Below are 15,884 nucleotides of genomic sequence, written 5' to 3' on the forward strand. Positions count from 1 at the left end.
GCAGGGGGCGAAAGCCCCCGCCTTCTTCTAATGCGCAAACGCCGAGGTTGCGCCGCAAGGGGCAGATAGCTCCGGGCGCAGCATCTGCACTTCGTACGGTTTCAGAACCGGCAGCACCGTATCACCATAGCCGCCTGTGTCGGAATGAAGCTCAGGGAACAGCTCGAATAGTTCCTCCTTCACTGCACTGCTCATCGCGTCCAGCGTATATCCGCCGGGATAAAACGATTCCGACCACAATCCTTCGACATTCACCAGCTCATGCTGGTCGAATAGAATGTGAATGTACTCGACGCCCCCGCTTGGCGGAACTTGCGTGATAGACTTGCCGTTGAGCAGAGACTTGGCCGTCGCCAACATCATCGGGTGACTATGATGCAATTCCAATGCAGGTGAGGACACGACAACCCGATGCTGAGGTGACAGCAGCAGATCTCGCGATGGTGTCTGCGGCCCAAGACTGCCCGCACTGATCCGGATCGGGCAATGCTTAGGGGTCTGTCTCAGGTCCGCATCACTCAGCCGTCGCCGACCCACCCAGCGCACGGCCCGACCGGTGCCATCTGCGGTGATCACATGATCGCCTGCTTTGACTTCTTCGATCAGACGCTGGCCCGACGGTGTCAGAATATGTGACCCCGAAGTAAAGCAGACAAAGCTGGGAAGGTTATCATATTCGACCGCAGGTGCAGTACTCTGGGCCAGTGAGTTGCCTGTCAGTACATCGTTAACAGCAACGTTTCCCGAGGTCACAACGATGTATTGCGTACCCGAGAATTGCAGCAGTGTGTAGGTGACCGGTGCACCTCCGACCGTCGCGCTGTAGCCTTCAAATATCTGAAAGCTGCCGGAGTTGTTCAGCCCGTGGATTGGGAGGGTATCGAACTGTTGGCTGCCGTTGTTGTCCGGATTTTCGAGAAAATTATCATCATCAGTAATGGTGACCTGAAACCCCTGGGTCACCGTCACACTGGGGTTGCCAAACGGATCTCCGTCGATCTCAAAGATGGTGATAGAGGCCAAAGCGCGGCGACTTCCCAGATGATTTGGATTTCCTTAACTTTGAGCTAACTCAACTTAGAAGTGTTAACATATCGTTTACCGTGACGTGCAGGGCTCGAAAGCGGCACTGATCGAAAAAGGCAGATTGGCTATGTTGGATCGACTGTGGGCACGCCTGCCGAGGCGGTGGTTGGGATCGGATACGTCAGTTGAACGCGGTCTCGCTGCCAAGGATTGTAGCTTCTGATGGAAACTGAAAGCTGCGCTGACTGCGCTGACCAGGCGAAACATTGCCTTGATGTTCGATACCACAGAGGCTGCGTATCTCGAGGCGATTAAGTGGGATCCGATTTTGGACGTCGAAAGGTTGCGTTGAAGGCAACCGTGACGCGGCTTTCTTTACTTTGGTTTGGGTGGACCCAATGGGTCAGATAGGATGGAAAAAGGATCATTTCGCCTGCTGCCGGGCGCAGCTTCTTTTTGTTCCGAAACGCACTCGCCTGAAGTATGCGCCAGTGAGGCAACTCGTTTCGGGGGTCGAGAAACTCAATCATTCCAGACGAACCTTCTTCGATCTCGGGTTGAGAAACATAGTACACTCCAGACCAATGCGCGCCGGGATGAGTATGCGGCGCATTGTACCCGCCGGAAGGATTGTCGTTTATCCACCCGAACAGTTTCAGGCGAAGTTTATCCAGTTCAACCTTGTCGGAGACCTTTCGCGTTATTTGAAACACCGCATCTTCGGCTGCGTCTCGCAAATTCTGAATAGCGGGCGTATCGCGATCAAAGAGGTTTCCGTTTGAGTGCCATCCGCCGCGATTGGATTTTGAGGCACCCTCGTCTTCCTCACGCATCTTTTCGGCCTCAAACAGAATCGCCGCATTAAGCGCTGCACTGTTAGGCACCACAAATCGCATCATTGGAGTAGAGAAGAGCTTTTCGAATTTCTTGGCTTCGGGCATATCCTCGGTGTCACCTTCAAAAACTACATGGCTGTAAATTCAGATCGGTCCGAGATCAAATTCAGGAATTTGCTCCTGAAAAATTTTTCGGCGCTCTCCAAATCCACGTTCCCGCACATTGCGCGCATTACCCAGTACCGTTGAGGATATAGTTCTTTGGTTCAAGTCTGGCCTAACCAACCTAAGTTATATTCCCATCGCAAAGCGCCGATGTTTTAGTTCAATTGGCAATTCCTTTGAGGATGGGAACATGAACAAGAAAACTATCGGTCTGACATCAACTTTCGTTCTGATGGCCACCACGGCGCTTTCGCAAACCACCAAGCAAGACATCATCGACGAACTCACAGAACAAGGTTTCCAACGAATCGAAATAACCAACACGCTGTTTGGGAATCTTCGCTTTGAAGCGACTGGACCTGGAATCGAGAGAGAAGTGGTGCTGGGGAAAGACGGAACCATCGTTCGGGATCGTTCAGAGCGAGACGATGAGTTCGACGATGAGGAAGATGACGACGAAGATTTTGATGACGAAGATGACGACGAAGATGACGACGAAGGATTTGATGACGAAGGTGACGATGACGAAGGCGATGGGGAAAACGATAGCGAAGGTGACGATGGCGAGCGCGACAGCGAAGGTGACGATGGCGAGCGCGATAGCGAAGGCGACGATGGCGAACGCGATAGCGAAGGCGATGACGGCGAACGCGATAGCGAAGGCGACGATGGCGAGCGCGACGGTGAAGGTGACGATGGCGAAGGGGATGACGAAGGCGACGATGATTAATTCAGCTTCCAACTTGAGCCCAAGCGAGATTGGGGTTTGAACAAATGGTTTAAAAAAGAAGCCATGTTCAAAGCGGGGATCGCTGTATATGCGATCTCTGCTTTGACGTTTGTGATCGAATTGATTGGCGAAATAACAGGGTACTACATTTTTTCCGCGAGTTGGGTGGTCCATGAAATCACGGCTCTCATCACCCTATTTGGGTTTATTCTTGGGGGGCTTTTGATTTGGCAAAGCCACAGGCTGTTTTTGCGACGTCACCAAGAAGTCAAACAGAACCTGCGGAAGGCTCAAGGCGAGTTTTTTCGAATGCTGGAACTACAGTTCGACCGTTGGGGCCTTAGTGCTGCGGAACGAGATGTTGCACTTCTCACCGTAAAGGGCCTGTCCCTCGCAGAAATAGCTAAACTGCGCGAGACCAGCGAGGGAACAATCAAGTCCCAGAACAATTCAATCTACAAAAAAGCCAAGGTCAAATCGAGGACGCAACTGTTGGGCGCGCTCATAGAAGAGCTTTTGATCGAAGAAAAGAAATAAACCAAGAAACGATCGGATATCGTCGTAAATTCATTCATTTATCGGCAATGAGTAGAAAAGAACGCCCAAGTAGATGCCTCGGGGCTGTAAAGCCAACGTTTTAAGTGGTTGCGAGGCTCTGTTTCAGGGCAATGCACTCAGCGATTAAAACTGTATCCTCATCTAAATTGAAGCCTGCCCCAGCACCAGCTGATGGTCGGCACATTCCACAGCATCGCTACGGCACTCGTCATTCGCCCAAAGAAAAAGGCCCCGGCGGATTACCGGGGCCTTCGTTCTTGCAAAAGAGGCAGATTACTCTGCGCTTTCCTCTTTCTTTTCTTTCTTCTCGGGAACGATCTCTTCGCCGGTTTCCTGATCGACAACTTTCATCGACAGGCGCACCTTGCCGCGATCGTCAAAGCCCAGCAGTTTGACCTTTACTTCCTGACCTTCTTTCAGAACATCCGACGGATGGTTCAGGCGTCGGTTTTCGATCTGGGACACGTGCACCAGACCGTCGCGCTTGCCAAAGAAGTTCACGAAGGCACCGAAGTCGACGATCTTGACCACTTTACCGGTGTAGATCTGACCTTCTTCCGGCTCGGCCACGATCGAGTGGATCATCTCATAGGCCTTCTTGATCGATTCACCGTCGGGCGACGCGATCTTGATGACGCCGTCGTCATTGATGTCGACCTTGGCACCCGAAACCTCGACGATCTCGCGGATGACCTTACCACCCGAGCCGATCACTTCGCGGATCTTGTCGGTGGGGATGTTCATGGTCTCGATGCGCGGCGCGTGGACCGAGAATTCGTTGGTTTCGGACAGGGCTTTGCCCATCTCACCCAGAATGTGCATCCGGCCGTCCTTGGCTTGCGCCAGGGCTTTCTCCATGATCTCAGGCGTGATGCCCGCAACCTTGATGTCCATCTGCAGCGAGGTGATGCCGTTTTCGGTACCCGCAACCTTGAAGTCCATGTCGCCCAGGTGATCTTCGTCACCCAGAATGTCCGACAGGATGGCGTATTCGCCGTCATCTTCCAGGATCAGACCCATGGCCACACCGGCAACCGGTGCTTTGAGCGGAACGCCCGCATCCATCATCGAAAGCGAACCACCGCAAACCGACGCCATCGAGGACGAGCCGTTGGATTCGGTGATCTCCGACACGATGCGGATCGTGTAGGGGAAGTCGGTCGCCGCAGGCAGAACCGCCTGCAGGGCACGCCATGCCAGCTTGCCGTGGCCGATCTCACGACGGCCCGGACCACCCACGCGGCCAACTTCGCCAACCGAGTAGGGGGGGAAGTTGTAGTGCAGCAGGAAGTTCGATTTGAAGTTGCCGTGTAGCGCGTCGATGAACTGTTCGTCGTCACCGGTGCCCAGCGTGGTCACGGCCAATGCCTGAGTCTCACCACGGGTGAACAGGGCAGAACCGTGGGTCCGCGGCAGCATCGAGGTTTCTGCGACGATCGAACGGATATCGGTGGTCGAACGACCGTCGATACGTTTGCCGCCTTTGACGACGTCACCGCGCAGAATGCCAGCTTCCAGCTTCTTCATAGCGGAACCGAGGTTGCCGTCTTCTAGTTGCTCTTCGGTCAACGCTTCCTTGATCGCTTCACGGGCCGCGGCAACAGCGGCGGTGCGCTCTTGCTTGTCGGTGATCGCGAACGCGGCGCGCATCTTCTCTTCACCGGCAGCCGAAACAGCGGCGGACAGCTCCGAGTAATCGGGGGCGACAAATTCGAACGGCTCTTTCGCGGCTTCTTCGGCCAGCGAGATGATCAGGTCGATCACGGGCTGAATTTGCTCATGCGCGAAGTTTACCGCGCCCAGCATTTCCGCCTCGGACAGTTCGTACGCTTCCGATTCCACCATCATCACGGCGTCTTTGGTACCGGCGACAACCAGGTCTAGACGCTGTTCAGGGTTCAGGCGCAGGTCCTGCATGTCGTCGACGGTCGGGTTCAGAACGTATTCGCCATCCTCGAAACCAACGCGGGCACCGGCGATCGGACCCATGAACGGCGCGCCGGAAATGGTCAGAGCAGCGGATGCCGCGATCATCGCAACGATGTCGGGGTCGTTGACCAGATCGTGGGACAGCACGGTGCACATCACCAGAACTTCGTTTTTGAAGCCGTCAACAAACAGCGGGCGGATCGGACGGTCGATCAGACGCGCGGTCAGCGTCTCTTTCTCGGTCGGGCGCGCTTCGCGCTTGAAGAAGCCACCCGGAACCTTACCGGCGGCATAGTATTTTTCTTGATAGTGTACGGTCAGCGGGAAAAAATCCTGACCGGGCTTTTGAGCACGGGCAAAGGTCACGTTCGCCATGACGCTGGTTTCACCCAGCGTGGCAATCACGCTGCCGTCGGCCTGACGGGCAACCTTGCCGGTTTCCAGTGTCAGCGTCTCTTCGCCCCACTGAATCGATTTCTTTGTTACATCAAACATATGCGTATCCTAGAACGGAGCACTCCCGCCCCTGCGGGTCTCCGGTTTGCATGGCGGCCCCATTGCCGCCGACCCCACTTTATCTTCCATTCGAGTGCCGGGGTCAGGGCACAACGTCTCAGATGACAGGCCCATACATCAGTTTGCAAGCTTTGGAAAGTCGGGAGTTTTTGGGGGGCAGGGGATTACCTAACCCCCGCCCAAGCTGGGCAGGGGCCGATGTATCAAAGGATAGCGTGCGCCAATATCATCACCACGCCGCAGCCCAGCGCATATCCGGTGTCGACTGCGATGGCGAAGCCGCTTTTCTGCGCCCATGCCCCGACCGATGCGGCCTGAGCAGCCACCGCAAGGATGGCCAGAACTGCAACGCCAAGGCTATTGGTGGTCTCGGTCACGGCGATCACAGCAGCCAGCAGGATCAGAAATATGATCTGGGCTGCCAGTTGAGGCAGAGGTGGTGTGTCAGGCGGTGTCGGATCGATCCGAGTACCTTCGGCCCAACGTTTCTGAAATCCCACAGGTCCGTAGACCAGCCAGCCCAGCAGAAAGGCGGCGATGACTCCCGCGCCAAGGGCAAGCCAGTTGATCACAGCGCGACCTCCAGCACTTCAAGGATCCGGGTCCAGCCGCCTTCATGATTGTCTCGGCTTTCTTCCGAAGGGAAGCGGATGTGGTGCAGGCGCAATTCAGTACCCTTATCGGTGGGCGTGAAATCTAGCGTCACGGTGGAATCGTCCTGACTGTAAGGAGAGTTCCAAGTGAATTGCAGCCGATTGGGCCGGTCGATCACTTTGTATTCGCCCTCATGCGGAAGGTCCCCGGCCTCGGGCGCGCGCATGATGATCTTGAACCGGCCCCCTACCTTGGCGTCAGAATAAGCTTCGGGCACTGACATGTTGGGACCGGGCAGCATGAACTTGGCCAACATTTCCGGGTCTAGCCAAGCATCAAACACCTTTTCCGGCGGGTGCGGAATGGCGCGGGTTATTTCAAGGGACAGTTCCGTCATCTTCTGGGTCCTCCAAAGCAGTTTCCAAGGCGTCCAGCCGAAGCGCCCAGATCGAACGCAGCCCGGCGAACCAGTCATCCACGGCTGACAAGGGGGCCATCTGCACCTCGATCAGATGCTCGCGCCATTCCGTCCGACGCCGCACCAGCCCAGCATTCTCGAGCACCTTGATGTGCTTGGACACCGAGTTGAGGCTCATATCGAATTGCTGCGCAATATCCGTCACCCGCAAGGGGCCCTGCTGCGCGAGCATCGTTAGGATCACGCGGCGGGTTGGGTCGGACGCGGCCTTCAATATAGCGCTTAGGTCATAGCGATTCTCTCGTTCAACCATTTGGATGAATTACATGCCTTTTCTGCTTCAGTCAACCATTTGGTTGAATAACAGGATATTTGCAGCTCTGAAAGCTAATTCGGTCGCTCCCACCGCCTAACTATTCGCGAAATCGAATATATTTGGTGAAAATTTAGTATCCGTATAGGCTGAAACCACCATACCTGCGGTCGAAACGACGGAAACGCGCCAAGGGAATACGAATATCACCTCCGTCCGCCGGTCAAATACCTTGGCGTTTGCACGTAGCGAACAGAAGGGCAGACGCATGGCACAAACCAAGAAAATGCTGGATCCGGATCCCCGGATTTATGACTTTGAGACCGAATATGAGCTGGGGCAGGACAATGTCCGGCCTTTCGGTCTGGACATCCATAACCCGGTCTTTTTGATCTCTAGTATCCTGATCTTTGCGTTCGTCCTGATCGCGCTGGCAAATCAGGAATCCGCAGCCACGTTCTTTGGCTGGCTCCGGCCATGGCTGACCAGCACGTTTGACTGGTTTCTGGTGCTGTCGGTTGACGCAATCACCCTGTTCTGTCTGGTGCTGATCATCTTGCCTGTGGGCAAGGTGCGGATCGGCGGCAAGGACGCCAAACCCGACTATTCCTACGCCGGATGGATCGCGATGATGTTCGCGGCCGGGATCGGCATCGGGCTGTTGTTCTTCGGCGTGATGGAGCCGGTCTATTACAACTTTGCAGAAGACGGCAACGCCCGCCCGCTGGGCATCGATATCGCTGTGCCGGGTAACGAATACATCGGCATTGTCGGCACGATCCATCATTGGGGTCTCGAAGGCTGGGCTGTATATGCGGCCGTTGGTCTGGCGCTTGCAATCTTCAGCTATAATCTCGGGCTACCATTGACCCTGCGTTCGGCTTTTTATCCGATCCTGGGCGAGCGCGTCTGGGGCTGGTGGGGCCACATCATCGATACTCTGGCAGTATTCGCGACCCTCTTCGGCCTGACCACATCATTGGGTTTGGGCGCACAACAGGTGGCCGCCGGGCTGTATGAGGTCTTTGGCATCGAACCCAGCCCCACCGTCACCGTCCTGCTGATCATAGGCATTACGATGATCGCACTGGGCTCGGTCCTGATGGGCATGGATGCAGGAGTCAAACGGTTGAGTGAGATCAACATGATCATGGCCGTAGGACTGTTCATCTTCGTCATCGTAGTTACCGGTGTCGGAACCGCCATTGCACGGTACTTCAACGTGATGGTGGATTACGTGACCCATCTACCGGCCCTGTCCAATCCGTTCGGTCGGGAAGACACCAGCTACTTCCACGGCTGGACAACCTTCTACTGGGCCTGGTGGATTGCGTGGTCACCTTTCGTGGGCATGTTCATCGCCCGCATTTCCAAAGGTCGTACGGTGCGTGAGTTCGTGATCTGCGCCTTGTTGGCACCCACTGCGGTTTGCGCCCTGTGGATGTCGACCTTTGGTGGCGCCGCAATTGACATGCTGAACGCAGGCGGAGCAGAGGGCGTCCGCGCCACAGTGATCGAAAGCTATGCCCCCGAGGGCGCGCTGTTCGGCTTCCTGAAAGAGCTGCCGCTTTACGGCATCATTGCCCCGATCGCTCTGATCCTGATCGTTGTGTTCTTTGTCACATCGTCGGACTCAGGCTCGCTGGTGATCGATACGATCACGGCAGGCGGCAAGATGGACGCACCGGTTGTGCAACGCGTGTTCTGGTGCACGCTTGAAGGCCTCGTCGCAATCGCACTGCTGCTGGGCGGAGGTCTCTCTGCCTTGCAAGGGGCAGCGGTGTCGACTGGAATTCCGTTTACCTTGGTGGTTCTGATCATGTGCTACTGCCTGTGGCTGGCGCTTAAATCAGAAAAGGCCAAGATGTAACTGGGATTATCCTGAGAAAACCGAAACGCCCGCCAATTCGGCGGGCGTTTTTGGTCCGGAGCGGCCCCTGTAGCGCGTGCCCATGCAGCAGTCGTCGGGAGCGTACCAAACGGCGGTCAGTGCAGCGAATCCTCGCGTTTGCCTTGGGTTGGATATTCCATCTTTTCATCTTCTAGGATCCCGCGAAGAACCGCCGCTGTCTCAACCTTCGAAATTGCCTTCTTATGGTCGTAGGGATTATTCAAAATCGACCGCGCATTTGTGGCGTTGGACGTCTCAGACATCTTGGTTGCAAACACCCGGCTCAGAATTGTCTTCAATGGCATCATTCAACTCCCGCAACATATGGTCATCAAATCCTTGCCGCTGCGGGTCAGGTCCAAGCCACTTGAGGGAAGGGCTCAAAGACCAACTTCCGTGAGTGTGAACCCGCAGCGACACCGTCCATGTAGGAAAAATGGGGTGCCGAGAAAGGGGGAAGAAATCTGCTGTTTGCATCAATTTTTTGACCGCTTGGAAAAAAATCACGGCACTTCTTACGCTTACGTCAACCTTCTAACCTAGGGCCCGACTTTCGCGACGCGGCGTCACAATTCGAAACCCAAGGTCAGCCCCCCGGATACCGCCCGTCGCCGCGCCAAATTGGACAGAAAACAAAAGAGCTCATACCCTGACTCCGGGCAAATCTTGGCGCAGCGCGTGTTTCTTGTGATGTGGCCGGCCCCCTCGACGTTTTGAAATTGGATTATTCCGGGACCGTAATGAGGAAGCTGTTATGAACCTTTCACGATTGTCTCTGTTGCTGGTCGTTTTCATTGACGTGATGGGTTTTGGATTGATCGTGCCGATTTTCAACACGATCCTGCTGGATCCACACCAGGCTTTCCTCGCACATGGAACAGCGACGAATATCCGCCAGCTCGACTATACGATTCTGATTGTCGTCTTCTTTCTGTTCTACTTTTTCGGGGCGGCCTTCATCGCCAAGTTGTCGGACTATATCGGGCGTAAAACAGGCATCATGATCTGCCTTACCGGTGCCCTGATCGGCTATGTTCTGACTGTGGCCGCGATCATGACGTCCAGCTATTGGCTGTTGCTTTTGGGGCGCGCCATTTCCGGGTTTACGACGGCCAACCAACCCATTGCGCAGGCCGCATTGATCGACATCAGCCATGACGATCAGGAGAAATCAAAAAACCTCGGGATGATTGTTGCGGCATCCGCGCTGGGCCTGCTCGGGGGGCCACTGATTTCAGGATTGCTCAGCGACCAAAACCTGATGGGGTCATTTGCGTCACTGGAACTGCCTTTCTACGTCGCCATTGCCCTGATCCTGATCAACATGGCACTGATTCTGTTCTTCTTCTCCGAACCCGGTTTCAAAAGACAAAAAATTGACTTCGGGCTTTTAGATGTTGTTTTGAACCTGTGGAAAGTCTTCTCGCACCCGGTCGTTTTGCGGCTTTCGGTCGTCATGTTGTTCTCGCTGATGTGCCTGAATGCGTTTTTCTTCTTCATCGACACGTATCTGCTGACCCGGTTCAAGTTCAGTACGCTTCAAAACAGCATGGCCCTCGCCGTGTTCGGAGGCTCCATGGCCTTTGGCAGTGCCTACCTCACCGCGCCGCTGCACGAGCGGTACAAAAAGTTTCCGATTCTGTATGTCTCCATTGCAGCGATGGCACTTGGGATATTGGCCTTCATGCTGAACCCCATGGCCGATCTGACCTATGTCCTGATTGTTCCGATAACCATCGCGTTCGCGATCATGTACCCGACCATGCTTTCGTTGTTTTCCGCGAGCGTCGGCCCAACCGAGCAAGGTTGGGTCATGGGTGTGACAGTCGCCATCTACGCGTTGGGCTCCGGGACCATTACGGCCCTCAGCGGGTCCCTCATGGCTATCAATTTGCGGATGCCTTTCGTGCTCGCGGTCATCTGCGGTGTACTGGCATTGATTGCGATGGCGAAACTGTTTCGCCATCCCGGCGTTCAGGCGCTTGATACCAAAGGCAAGTAGGTTTCATCAGTGTGTCCCGAACGAAAATGGGCGCGCCCGCTACAGGCACGCCCAGTAAAAAAGGGAGGACTATGAAAAACCTGACGCTCGAAACAAAAGAAGCGCCTACTCACTAACACCCTCAGAATGGCGCAATCTTTGACCGCGTTCAGTGAAGTGGTTCACAGGAAGTTAAAAAAGTTTGCGCTTCTTTGCGTAGCGGTAAGGTTTGGGCCGCGGGTATGTGTGTGCCGTCTCTCATGAACATGGCGGGAAATCTGCGCGCCGCACAGTTCACTGGATTAGAGAGTGACCAAAACAAATACGCCCACCAAATGGCGGGCGTACAAGATGTACAATTTGTACGAACAGGGCCTCAGCGCCTGTACAACATGAACAAAACGCGTTTAGCGGCGGATGCCCAGCTTTTTGATCAGGTCCTGATAGCGTGCTTCTTCTTTGCCCTTCAGATAGTCCAGCAGCTTACGGCGCTGAGCAACCATCTTCAGCAGACCACGACGACCGTGGTTGTCTTTCTTGTGGGTTTTGAAGTGCTCGGTCAGGGTGTTGATGCGCGAGGTCAGGATAGCAACCTGGACTTCAGGCGAACCAGTGTCGCCGTCCTTGGTTGCGAATTCTTTCATGACGCGTGCTTTATCAGCGGCAGTAATCGACATCGGGGTCTCCTTTAAAGGTTAGAGTTGATGGCGCAGGCCGGGATGTCGTCCAGCACAGGCCCATGGAGAAAACCGCACCGATTCCGATGCGGATGGGCGCGTATAGGCGCATTCACCGCAAATGGCAAAGGGATTCTGCAGGCTCAACTGGTGAAGGCGTACTGCTCCAACTGGGCTTCGGTCACAAACTGAATATCTTCAACAGTCAGACCCTCTGCGCCAAAAAGCTGAGCGACGTCTTCGCCATTGACCCGAACATGGGTCAAGCTGTTGTTTTCACTGTCCTGTTCGATCGTCAATTCCGGTTCTTCCGGGTTGTCCCAGGTGATCAGAAGCTTGTCGTGACCGATCTGGAAATCCATGATTGTCGTGGCTTCCTGCTCGGGGTCGGACTGTACAACGATCTCGTCCTCGCCCTCTCCACCGGTGACCACATCGCCGTCTTCGGCAAGAATGACGTCGTCCCCAGAGCCCCCGTTTAGGAAGTCGCGCGCAGGCTCGTCCGGACCATCTTCTCCGGACAAGATGTCATCACCATCTCCGCCAAACAGGGCGTCTTCACCGGCACCCCCAACAAGGTAGTCGTCGCCATCTCCGCCTTGTAGCGCGTCGTCGCCGTCATCGCCGCTTAACGTGTCATCGCCCTGACCACCAAAAAGCCGGTCATTCCCATCACCGCCGCTCAGATCATCTGTTCCGAAATGACCATACAGGTCGTCATTTCCTGACATTCCGTCCAGCGCGTCGTCACCATATTCACCATGGAGCACATCATTCCCGAGGTTGCCAAACAGGACGTCCCCGCCACCTCCGCCATACAACACGTCGTTGCCGGCGCCGCCGTCGATCCAGTCGTCCCCGCCATATCCGTTGATCTGATCGTTGCCTTCCTGCCCGGTCAGAACATCCGCATCCTCATCGCCCGCAATGACTAGATCGCCTTCATACTCGGACACAATCTCACCAGTGTCAGAGTCGGTTTCCTCGGCAGAGCTGGGCTCGTCGACATTCTCGTCCGCGTCAAGCAAATTGCCTTCCGACAGGTCGTCGTCGGCCGTTTCCTCGATGCGATCGTCTTCATCCTCGTCATCGCCTTTGTCTTCTGGCACAAGTACGTCGCTGATTGCGTAGGCCGCACCACCCATGGCGGCCATTCCGAATAATCCGATCAGAAACATATCTACCCTCCGCAAGCACAATGGCTCCGAGTGTAAAACCTCTCATGCAAACAATGGCTTGGTCAAAGCGAAGCTGAGAGCTTGGTTAACCCTTTATCACCAGGCTTCGGGCTGCTGAGTGTACGCAATGTAGAGAGGATGCTTCGGATGTCCGTCCTTGGTCAGCCCAAGGTGGAACAAGGGCTGGCCCGTGCCGCGCAGCAAGTCCTCAACTGCGGGGCCGCGTTCCAGATGTGCGCCATGGGTGCCCCAGGCGGCGATGACCTGATCCGCCCATTCCACGCCGTCCAGGATGGCTGCGTCATTCTCAGGCCCCACCGGATCTGAAGATGCACGCATCTTGCGCGGATCAGTGTCGCGCCAGGCAAAGATATTGGTGACCTGAAAAGCTCCGAAACCCAGTGTGCGTGCGCGACGCTCGCAACGTTCCACCGTGGGGTCGTTCTGCACCTCGGTCGCCGTCGACGGATTCAGCATCACAAACAACGCCTTGCGGCCCGCCGGGTTCCAGATACGGGTCAGGCTATAGCGGTATTTTTCGCAATCGGAGTAGATGGCAGTCGAGGGCGCGTCGCCCTTGGTGTGAGAACGGGTGATCATGCAGTCGGGTTTGGCTGGAATTAGGCCCGTTTACAAGGGGCGATGTCCTGATCCTTAACTTGTGCTATACCTGCCTTCATTTGAACGGCTTATTCTGGGGGGAAGACATGACATTCGAGACATTGGATCCGGCGGATTGGGAGCAGACCCGCAAATTAGCACATGAGATGTTGGATATGGCGTTGGATCATACGCGTGATGTGCGTGATAGGTCGATATGGAAAGATATGCCGACTGCGATACGCAACGGGTTCGAAACGCCTGCACCTCAGCAGGGTATGCCGTTGGGTGATTTGATGGATGATGTCCAGTCTCAGGTCATGCAGTATCCAATGGGCAATATTCATCCCCGGTTTTGGGGCTGGTATATGGGCGCGAGCAATTTCACTGGCGCGATGGCGGATTTTCTGGCTGCGGTTCAGGGTTCGAACCTTGGGGGTGGGAATCATGCGGCAGCCCTGATCGACCGACAAGTCGTCGACTGGCTACGCGAGATGATCGGTCTGCCGGAGGGGGCCAGTGGGACATTGGTCAGCGGCGGCAGCGTGGCAAACTTGATCGGGCTGACGGTGGCCCGCAACGTCAAATCCGGGATCGACATGCGCGAAGAGGGCATCGCCGCCATGGATAAGCCGATGCGGTATTACGGATCGGATCAGATGCACAGTTGTCACCAAAAGTCGCTCGAAACACTGGGCCTGGGCAACAAGGCGCTGCGGCGTATTCCTACGCAAGACGATTTGACGATGGATCTTGAAGCGCTTGCCGGCATGGTCGCGCAGGATCGCGCAGACGGCCTTAACCCCGCTTGTGTGATTGCCACCGCCGGAACCGTGAACACAGGCGCCATCGACGACTTGTCGGCGATTGCCGATTTCTGCCGCGAGGAAGGCCTGTGGTTTCATGTTGACGGCTGTATCGGTGCGTTAATTGCAATCGCCCATGATAACAGTTGGCGCGTGTCCGGCATCGAACGCGCGGATTCCGTCGCGCTCGACCCACACAAATGGTTACATGCGCCTTTCGAAGTGGGTTGCGCGTTAGTGCGAAGCCATGATGCCCACCACGCGACATTCACTCTGACCCCGGAATACCTGGAACCGCAATCCCGAGGCGTCGCCGGGGCGGCGTTTTTGCACGATTACGGCATTCAGACTTCGCGTGGGTTTCGAGCGCTCAAGGTCTGGATGTCCTTGAAGGAGCACGGCGTTCAGAAATTCGGCAGGCTCATTGATCAGGATATCGAAAAGGCGCGTTATCTGACTTCGCTGATCGAGGCAGAGGATGACCTCACCTTGATGTTCCCCACCAACATAAACATCGTTTGTTTCCGCTATGACCCGGGCGGTCTCAGCCCCGAAACTCTGCGTGCGATTAACAGCGAAATCATGTTGTGCCTGCAAGAGGAAGGCACAGCGGTTTTATCGGATACAACGGTTCATGGGGCGCATTGCCTACGGGTGGCGGTCAACAATCACCGCACGCAAAAGCAGGATCTGGATCTACTGGTGTCCGAGATACTTCGACTGGGTCACAAATTGCGTATCGCCGCCTGAACAGTCATCAGTTGGCGGCAAAGACGCGGCTTGGGTACAATTCGCCCGACTTGTAAATTCCTACGGCCACGGCCTTGCCATCCAGCGAGGCCCAGGCCTCGTCGCCGTATTCCACGTCAGAGGCGAGCACCATGCCCGGATTGCCATTCCGCAGACGGGTGGCTCCTTCAGAGGTGCATTTCAGCTCGGGTAGGTCCGACAAGCCGGTTTCCAGCGGATGCAGATAATCATCCAGAGCGGTGGTTTTGGCCATCTCGTCGATCTGTTCGATGGTCAGGCCATCCTCGGCCTCAAACGGGCCGGACCAGATGCGGCGCAGTTTTTTCACGTGGCCGTGGCAGCCGAGCGCTTCGCCCAGATCACGCGCAATGGAACGGACATAGCCACCTTTGCCACAGGTCATCTCCAGCACGACGTGGTCTTCGTCGGGGCGGTCGATCAGCACCAGTTCCTCTACCCAAAGAGGGCGGGCGGTCAGTTCTACATCCTCGCCATCTCGGGCCAGCTTATAGGCGCGTTGACCGTCGATTTTCACGGCCGAGAACTTGGGCGGCACCTGTTTGATATCGCCCAGAAACGGGCCGAGCGCTTGTTTGATATCCTCATCCGAGGGGCGCGCAATGCTTTCAGCGATGACTTCGCCCTCGGCATCATCGGTGTTGGTGGCCTGCCCCAGCCGCACGGTGAAGGTGTAGGCCTTCAGCGCATCGGTGATGTAGGGGACGGTCTTGGTTGCCTCACCCAGCGCAACGGCCAGAACGCCGGTCGCCTCGGGGTCCAGCGTGCCCGCATGGCCGGCTTTCTTGGCGTCCATCGCCCAACGCACCTTGTTGACCACCGCGGTCGAAGTCATGCCAGCGGGCTTGTCCACCACCAGCCAACCGGAAATGTCGCGGCCCTTGCGTTTGCGTCCCAT

General features: G+C 55.8%; 16 protein-coding genes. 5 read left to right on the forward strand and 11 right to left on the reverse strand.

Translation table 11 applies throughout. The features are described 5' to 3' along the window. Positions 1 to 27: 27 nt before the first annotated feature. Complete coding sequence (locus ACRZ9U_RS13995; protein WP_170408507.1) at positions 28 to 1,023, reverse strand: Hint domain-containing protein; 996 nt, start codon at positions 1,021 to 1,023, stop codon at positions 28 to 30. 314 nt (positions 1,024 to 1,337) lie between these two features. Further along, the gene (locus ACRZ9U_RS14000) at positions 1,338 to 1,967 is read right to left on the reverse strand and encodes a TIGR02466 family protein (protein ID WP_170408506.1); all 630 of its coding nucleotides are present in this window, start codon (positions 1,965 to 1,967) and stop codon (positions 1,338 to 1,340) included. 250 nt (positions 1,968 to 2,217) lie between these two features. Between ACRZ9U_RS14000 and ACRZ9U_RS14005 the strand changes: the two genes are divergently transcribed. Together ACRZ9U_RS14005 and ACRZ9U_RS14010 are read left to right on the forward strand one after the other, a co-directional pair. Beyond that, on the forward strand, positions 2,218 to 2,757 hold the full coding sequence (locus ACRZ9U_RS14005) for a hypothetical protein (protein ID WP_170408505.1): 540 nt from the start codon (positions 2,218 to 2,220) through the stop codon (positions 2,755 to 2,757). A 36-nt stretch (positions 2,758 to 2,793) separates the two neighbouring features. Further along, entirely contained in the window at positions 2,794 to 3,294 is a 501-nt protein-coding gene (locus tag ACRZ9U_RS14010; protein WP_170394711.1) for a helix-turn-helix transcriptional regulator, read from the forward strand. Positions 3,295 to 3,588: 294 nt separating this feature from the next. On the opposite strand, the gene pnp is transcribed toward ACRZ9U_RS14010, so the two are convergent. The 4 genes from pnp to ACRZ9U_RS14030 form a co-directional block, all read right to left on the reverse strand. Next, on the reverse strand, positions 3,589 to 5,739 hold the full coding sequence (gene pnp, locus ACRZ9U_RS14015; protein ID WP_170394709.1) for a polyribonucleotide nucleotidyltransferase: 2,151 nt from the start codon (positions 5,737 to 5,739) through the stop codon (positions 3,589 to 3,591). Positions 5,740 to 5,963: 224 nt separating this feature from the next. Beyond that, positions 5,964 to 6,332 carry a DUF1761 family protein gene (locus tag ACRZ9U_RS14020; RefSeq protein WP_170737213.1) on the reverse strand — a complete coding sequence of 123 codons (369 nt, stop codon included), beginning with the start codon at positions 6,330 to 6,332 and terminating at the stop codon, positions 5,964 to 5,966. Continuing rightward, positions 6,329 to 6,751 carry an SRPBCC family protein gene (locus tag ACRZ9U_RS14025; RefSeq protein WP_170408503.1) on the reverse strand — a complete coding sequence of 141 codons (423 nt, stop codon included), beginning with the start codon at positions 6,749 to 6,751 and terminating at the stop codon, positions 6,329 to 6,331. The genes ACRZ9U_RS14020 and ACRZ9U_RS14025 overlap by 4 nt, the downstream gene beginning before the upstream one ends. Further along, positions 6,732 to 7,085: a metalloregulator ArsR/SmtB family transcription factor gene (locus ACRZ9U_RS14030; RefSeq protein ID WP_170408502.1), complete on the reverse strand. Its 354-nt coding sequence runs from the start codon at positions 7,083 to 7,085 to the stop codon at positions 6,732 to 6,734. The genes ACRZ9U_RS14025 and ACRZ9U_RS14030 overlap by 20 nt, the downstream gene beginning before the upstream one ends. A 268-nt stretch (positions 7,086 to 7,353) precedes the next feature. Between ACRZ9U_RS14030 and ACRZ9U_RS14035 the strand changes: the two genes are divergently transcribed. Next, the gene (locus tag ACRZ9U_RS14035) at positions 7,354 to 8,955 is read left to right on the forward strand and encodes a BCCT family transporter (RefSeq protein WP_170394697.1); all 1,602 of its coding nucleotides are present in this window, start codon (positions 7,354 to 7,356) and stop codon (positions 8,953 to 8,955) included. A 116-nt stretch (positions 8,956 to 9,071) separates the two neighbouring features. Here ACRZ9U_RS14035 and ACRZ9U_RS14040 read toward each other — a convergent pair whose 3' ends face one another. Then, the gene (locus ACRZ9U_RS14040) at positions 9,072 to 9,281 is read right to left on the reverse strand and encodes a hypothetical protein (RefSeq protein WP_170408501.1); all 210 of its coding nucleotides are present in this window, start codon (positions 9,279 to 9,281) and stop codon (positions 9,072 to 9,074) included. A gap of 449 nt (positions 9,282 to 9,730) precedes the next feature. On the opposite strand from ACRZ9U_RS14040, the gene ACRZ9U_RS14045 reads away from it, so the two are divergent. Continuing rightward, a complete protein-coding gene (locus ACRZ9U_RS14045; RefSeq protein ID WP_170408500.1) occupies positions 9,731 to 10,978 on the forward strand; it encodes an MFS transporter in 1,248 nt (415 codons plus the stop codon). A gap of 386 nt (positions 10,979 to 11,364) precedes the next feature. Here the strand turns inward: ACRZ9U_RS14045 and rpsO are convergent, their stop codons facing one another. The 3 genes from rpsO to ACRZ9U_RS14060 all read right to left on the reverse strand — a co-directional run bounded on the left by rpsO (position 11,365) and on the right by ACRZ9U_RS14060 (position 13,412). Then, positions 11,365 to 11,634: a 30S ribosomal protein S15 gene (gene rpsO / locus ACRZ9U_RS14050; protein WP_050605082.1), complete on the reverse strand. Its 270-nt coding sequence runs from the start codon at positions 11,632 to 11,634 to the stop codon at positions 11,365 to 11,367. Positions 11,635 to 11,777: 143 nt separating this feature from the next. Beyond that, positions 11,778 to 12,812, reverse strand: a complete 1,035-nt coding sequence (locus ACRZ9U_RS14055) for a calcium-binding protein (protein WP_170408499.1) — start codon at positions 12,810 to 12,812, stop codon at positions 11,778 to 11,780. 96 nt (positions 12,813 to 12,908) lie between these two features. Beyond that, positions 12,909 to 13,412: a DUF1643 domain-containing protein gene (locus tag ACRZ9U_RS14060; RefSeq protein WP_170408498.1), complete on the reverse strand. Its 504-nt coding sequence runs from the start codon at positions 13,410 to 13,412 to the stop codon at positions 12,909 to 12,911. 107 nt (positions 13,413 to 13,519) lie between these two features. Here ACRZ9U_RS14060 and ACRZ9U_RS14065 point away from each other — a divergent pair, with 107 nt between their 5' ends. Then, the gene (locus ACRZ9U_RS14065) at positions 13,520 to 14,968 is read left to right on the forward strand and encodes a pyridoxal-dependent decarboxylase (RefSeq protein WP_170408497.1); all 1,449 of its coding nucleotides are present in this window, start codon (positions 13,520 to 13,522) and stop codon (positions 14,966 to 14,968) included. 7 nt (positions 14,969 to 14,975) lie between these two features. On the opposite strand, the gene truB is transcribed toward ACRZ9U_RS14065, so the two are convergent. After that, positions 14,976 to 15,884 (reverse strand): tRNA pseudouridine(55) synthase TruB, encoded by a 909-nt coding sequence (gene truB, locus ACRZ9U_RS14070; RefSeq protein ID WP_170408496.1) that lies wholly within the window; start codon positions 15,882 to 15,884, stop codon positions 14,976 to 14,978.

It is taken from the genome of Ruegeria sp. D7 (genome assembly GCF_056534355.1).

Bases quoted from the DNA above. Each gene is read 5' to 3' on its own strand.
- ACRZ9U_RS14035 (WP_170394697.1), top strand. From the start codon at position 7,354: ATGGCACAAACCAAGAAAATGCTGGATCCGGATCCCCGGATTTATGAC.
- ACRZ9U_RS14045 (WP_170408500.1), top strand. From the start codon at position 9,731: ATGAACCTTTCACGATTGTCTCTGTTGCTGGTCGTTTTCATTGACGTG.
- ACRZ9U_RS14005 (WP_170408505.1), top strand. From the start codon at position 2,218: ATGAACAAGAAAACTATCGGTCTGACATCAACTTTCGTTCTGATGGCC.
- pnp (WP_170394709.1), bottom strand. From the start codon at position 5,739: ATGTTTGATGTAACAAAGAAATCGATTCAGTGGGGCGAAGAGACGCTG.
- ACRZ9U_RS14060 (WP_170408498.1), bottom strand. From the start codon at position 13,412: ATGATCACCCGTTCTCACACCAAGGGCGACGCGCCCTCGACTGCCATC.
- ACRZ9U_RS14055 (WP_170408499.1), bottom strand. From the start codon at position 12,812: ATGTTTCTGATCGGATTATTCGGAATGGCCGCCATGGGTGGTGCGGCC.
- ACRZ9U_RS14065 (WP_170408497.1), top strand. From the start codon at position 13,520: ATGACATTCGAGACATTGGATCCGGCGGATTGGGAGCAGACCCGCAAA.
- ACRZ9U_RS14030 (WP_170408502.1), bottom strand. From the start codon at position 7,085: ATGGTTGAACGAGAGAATCGCTATGACCTAAGCGCTATATTGAAGGCC.
- ACRZ9U_RS14000 (WP_170408506.1), bottom strand. From the start codon at position 1,967: ATGCCCGAAGCCAAGAAATTCGAAAAGCTCTTCTCTACTCCAATGATG.
- rpsO (WP_050605082.1), bottom strand. From the start codon at position 11,634: ATGTCGATTACTGCCGCTGATAAAGCACGCGTCATGAAAGAATTCGCA.
- truB (WP_170408496.1), bottom strand. From the start codon at position 15,884: ATGGGACGCAAACGCAAGGGCCGCGACATTTCCGGTTGGCTGGTGGTG.
- ACRZ9U_RS14025 (WP_170408503.1), bottom strand. From the start codon at position 6,751: ATGACGGAACTGTCCCTTGAAATAACCCGCGCCATTCCGCACCCGCCG.
- ACRZ9U_RS14040 (WP_170408501.1), bottom strand. From the start codon at position 9,281: ATGCCATTGAAGACAATTCTGAGCCGGGTGTTTGCAACCAAGATGTCT.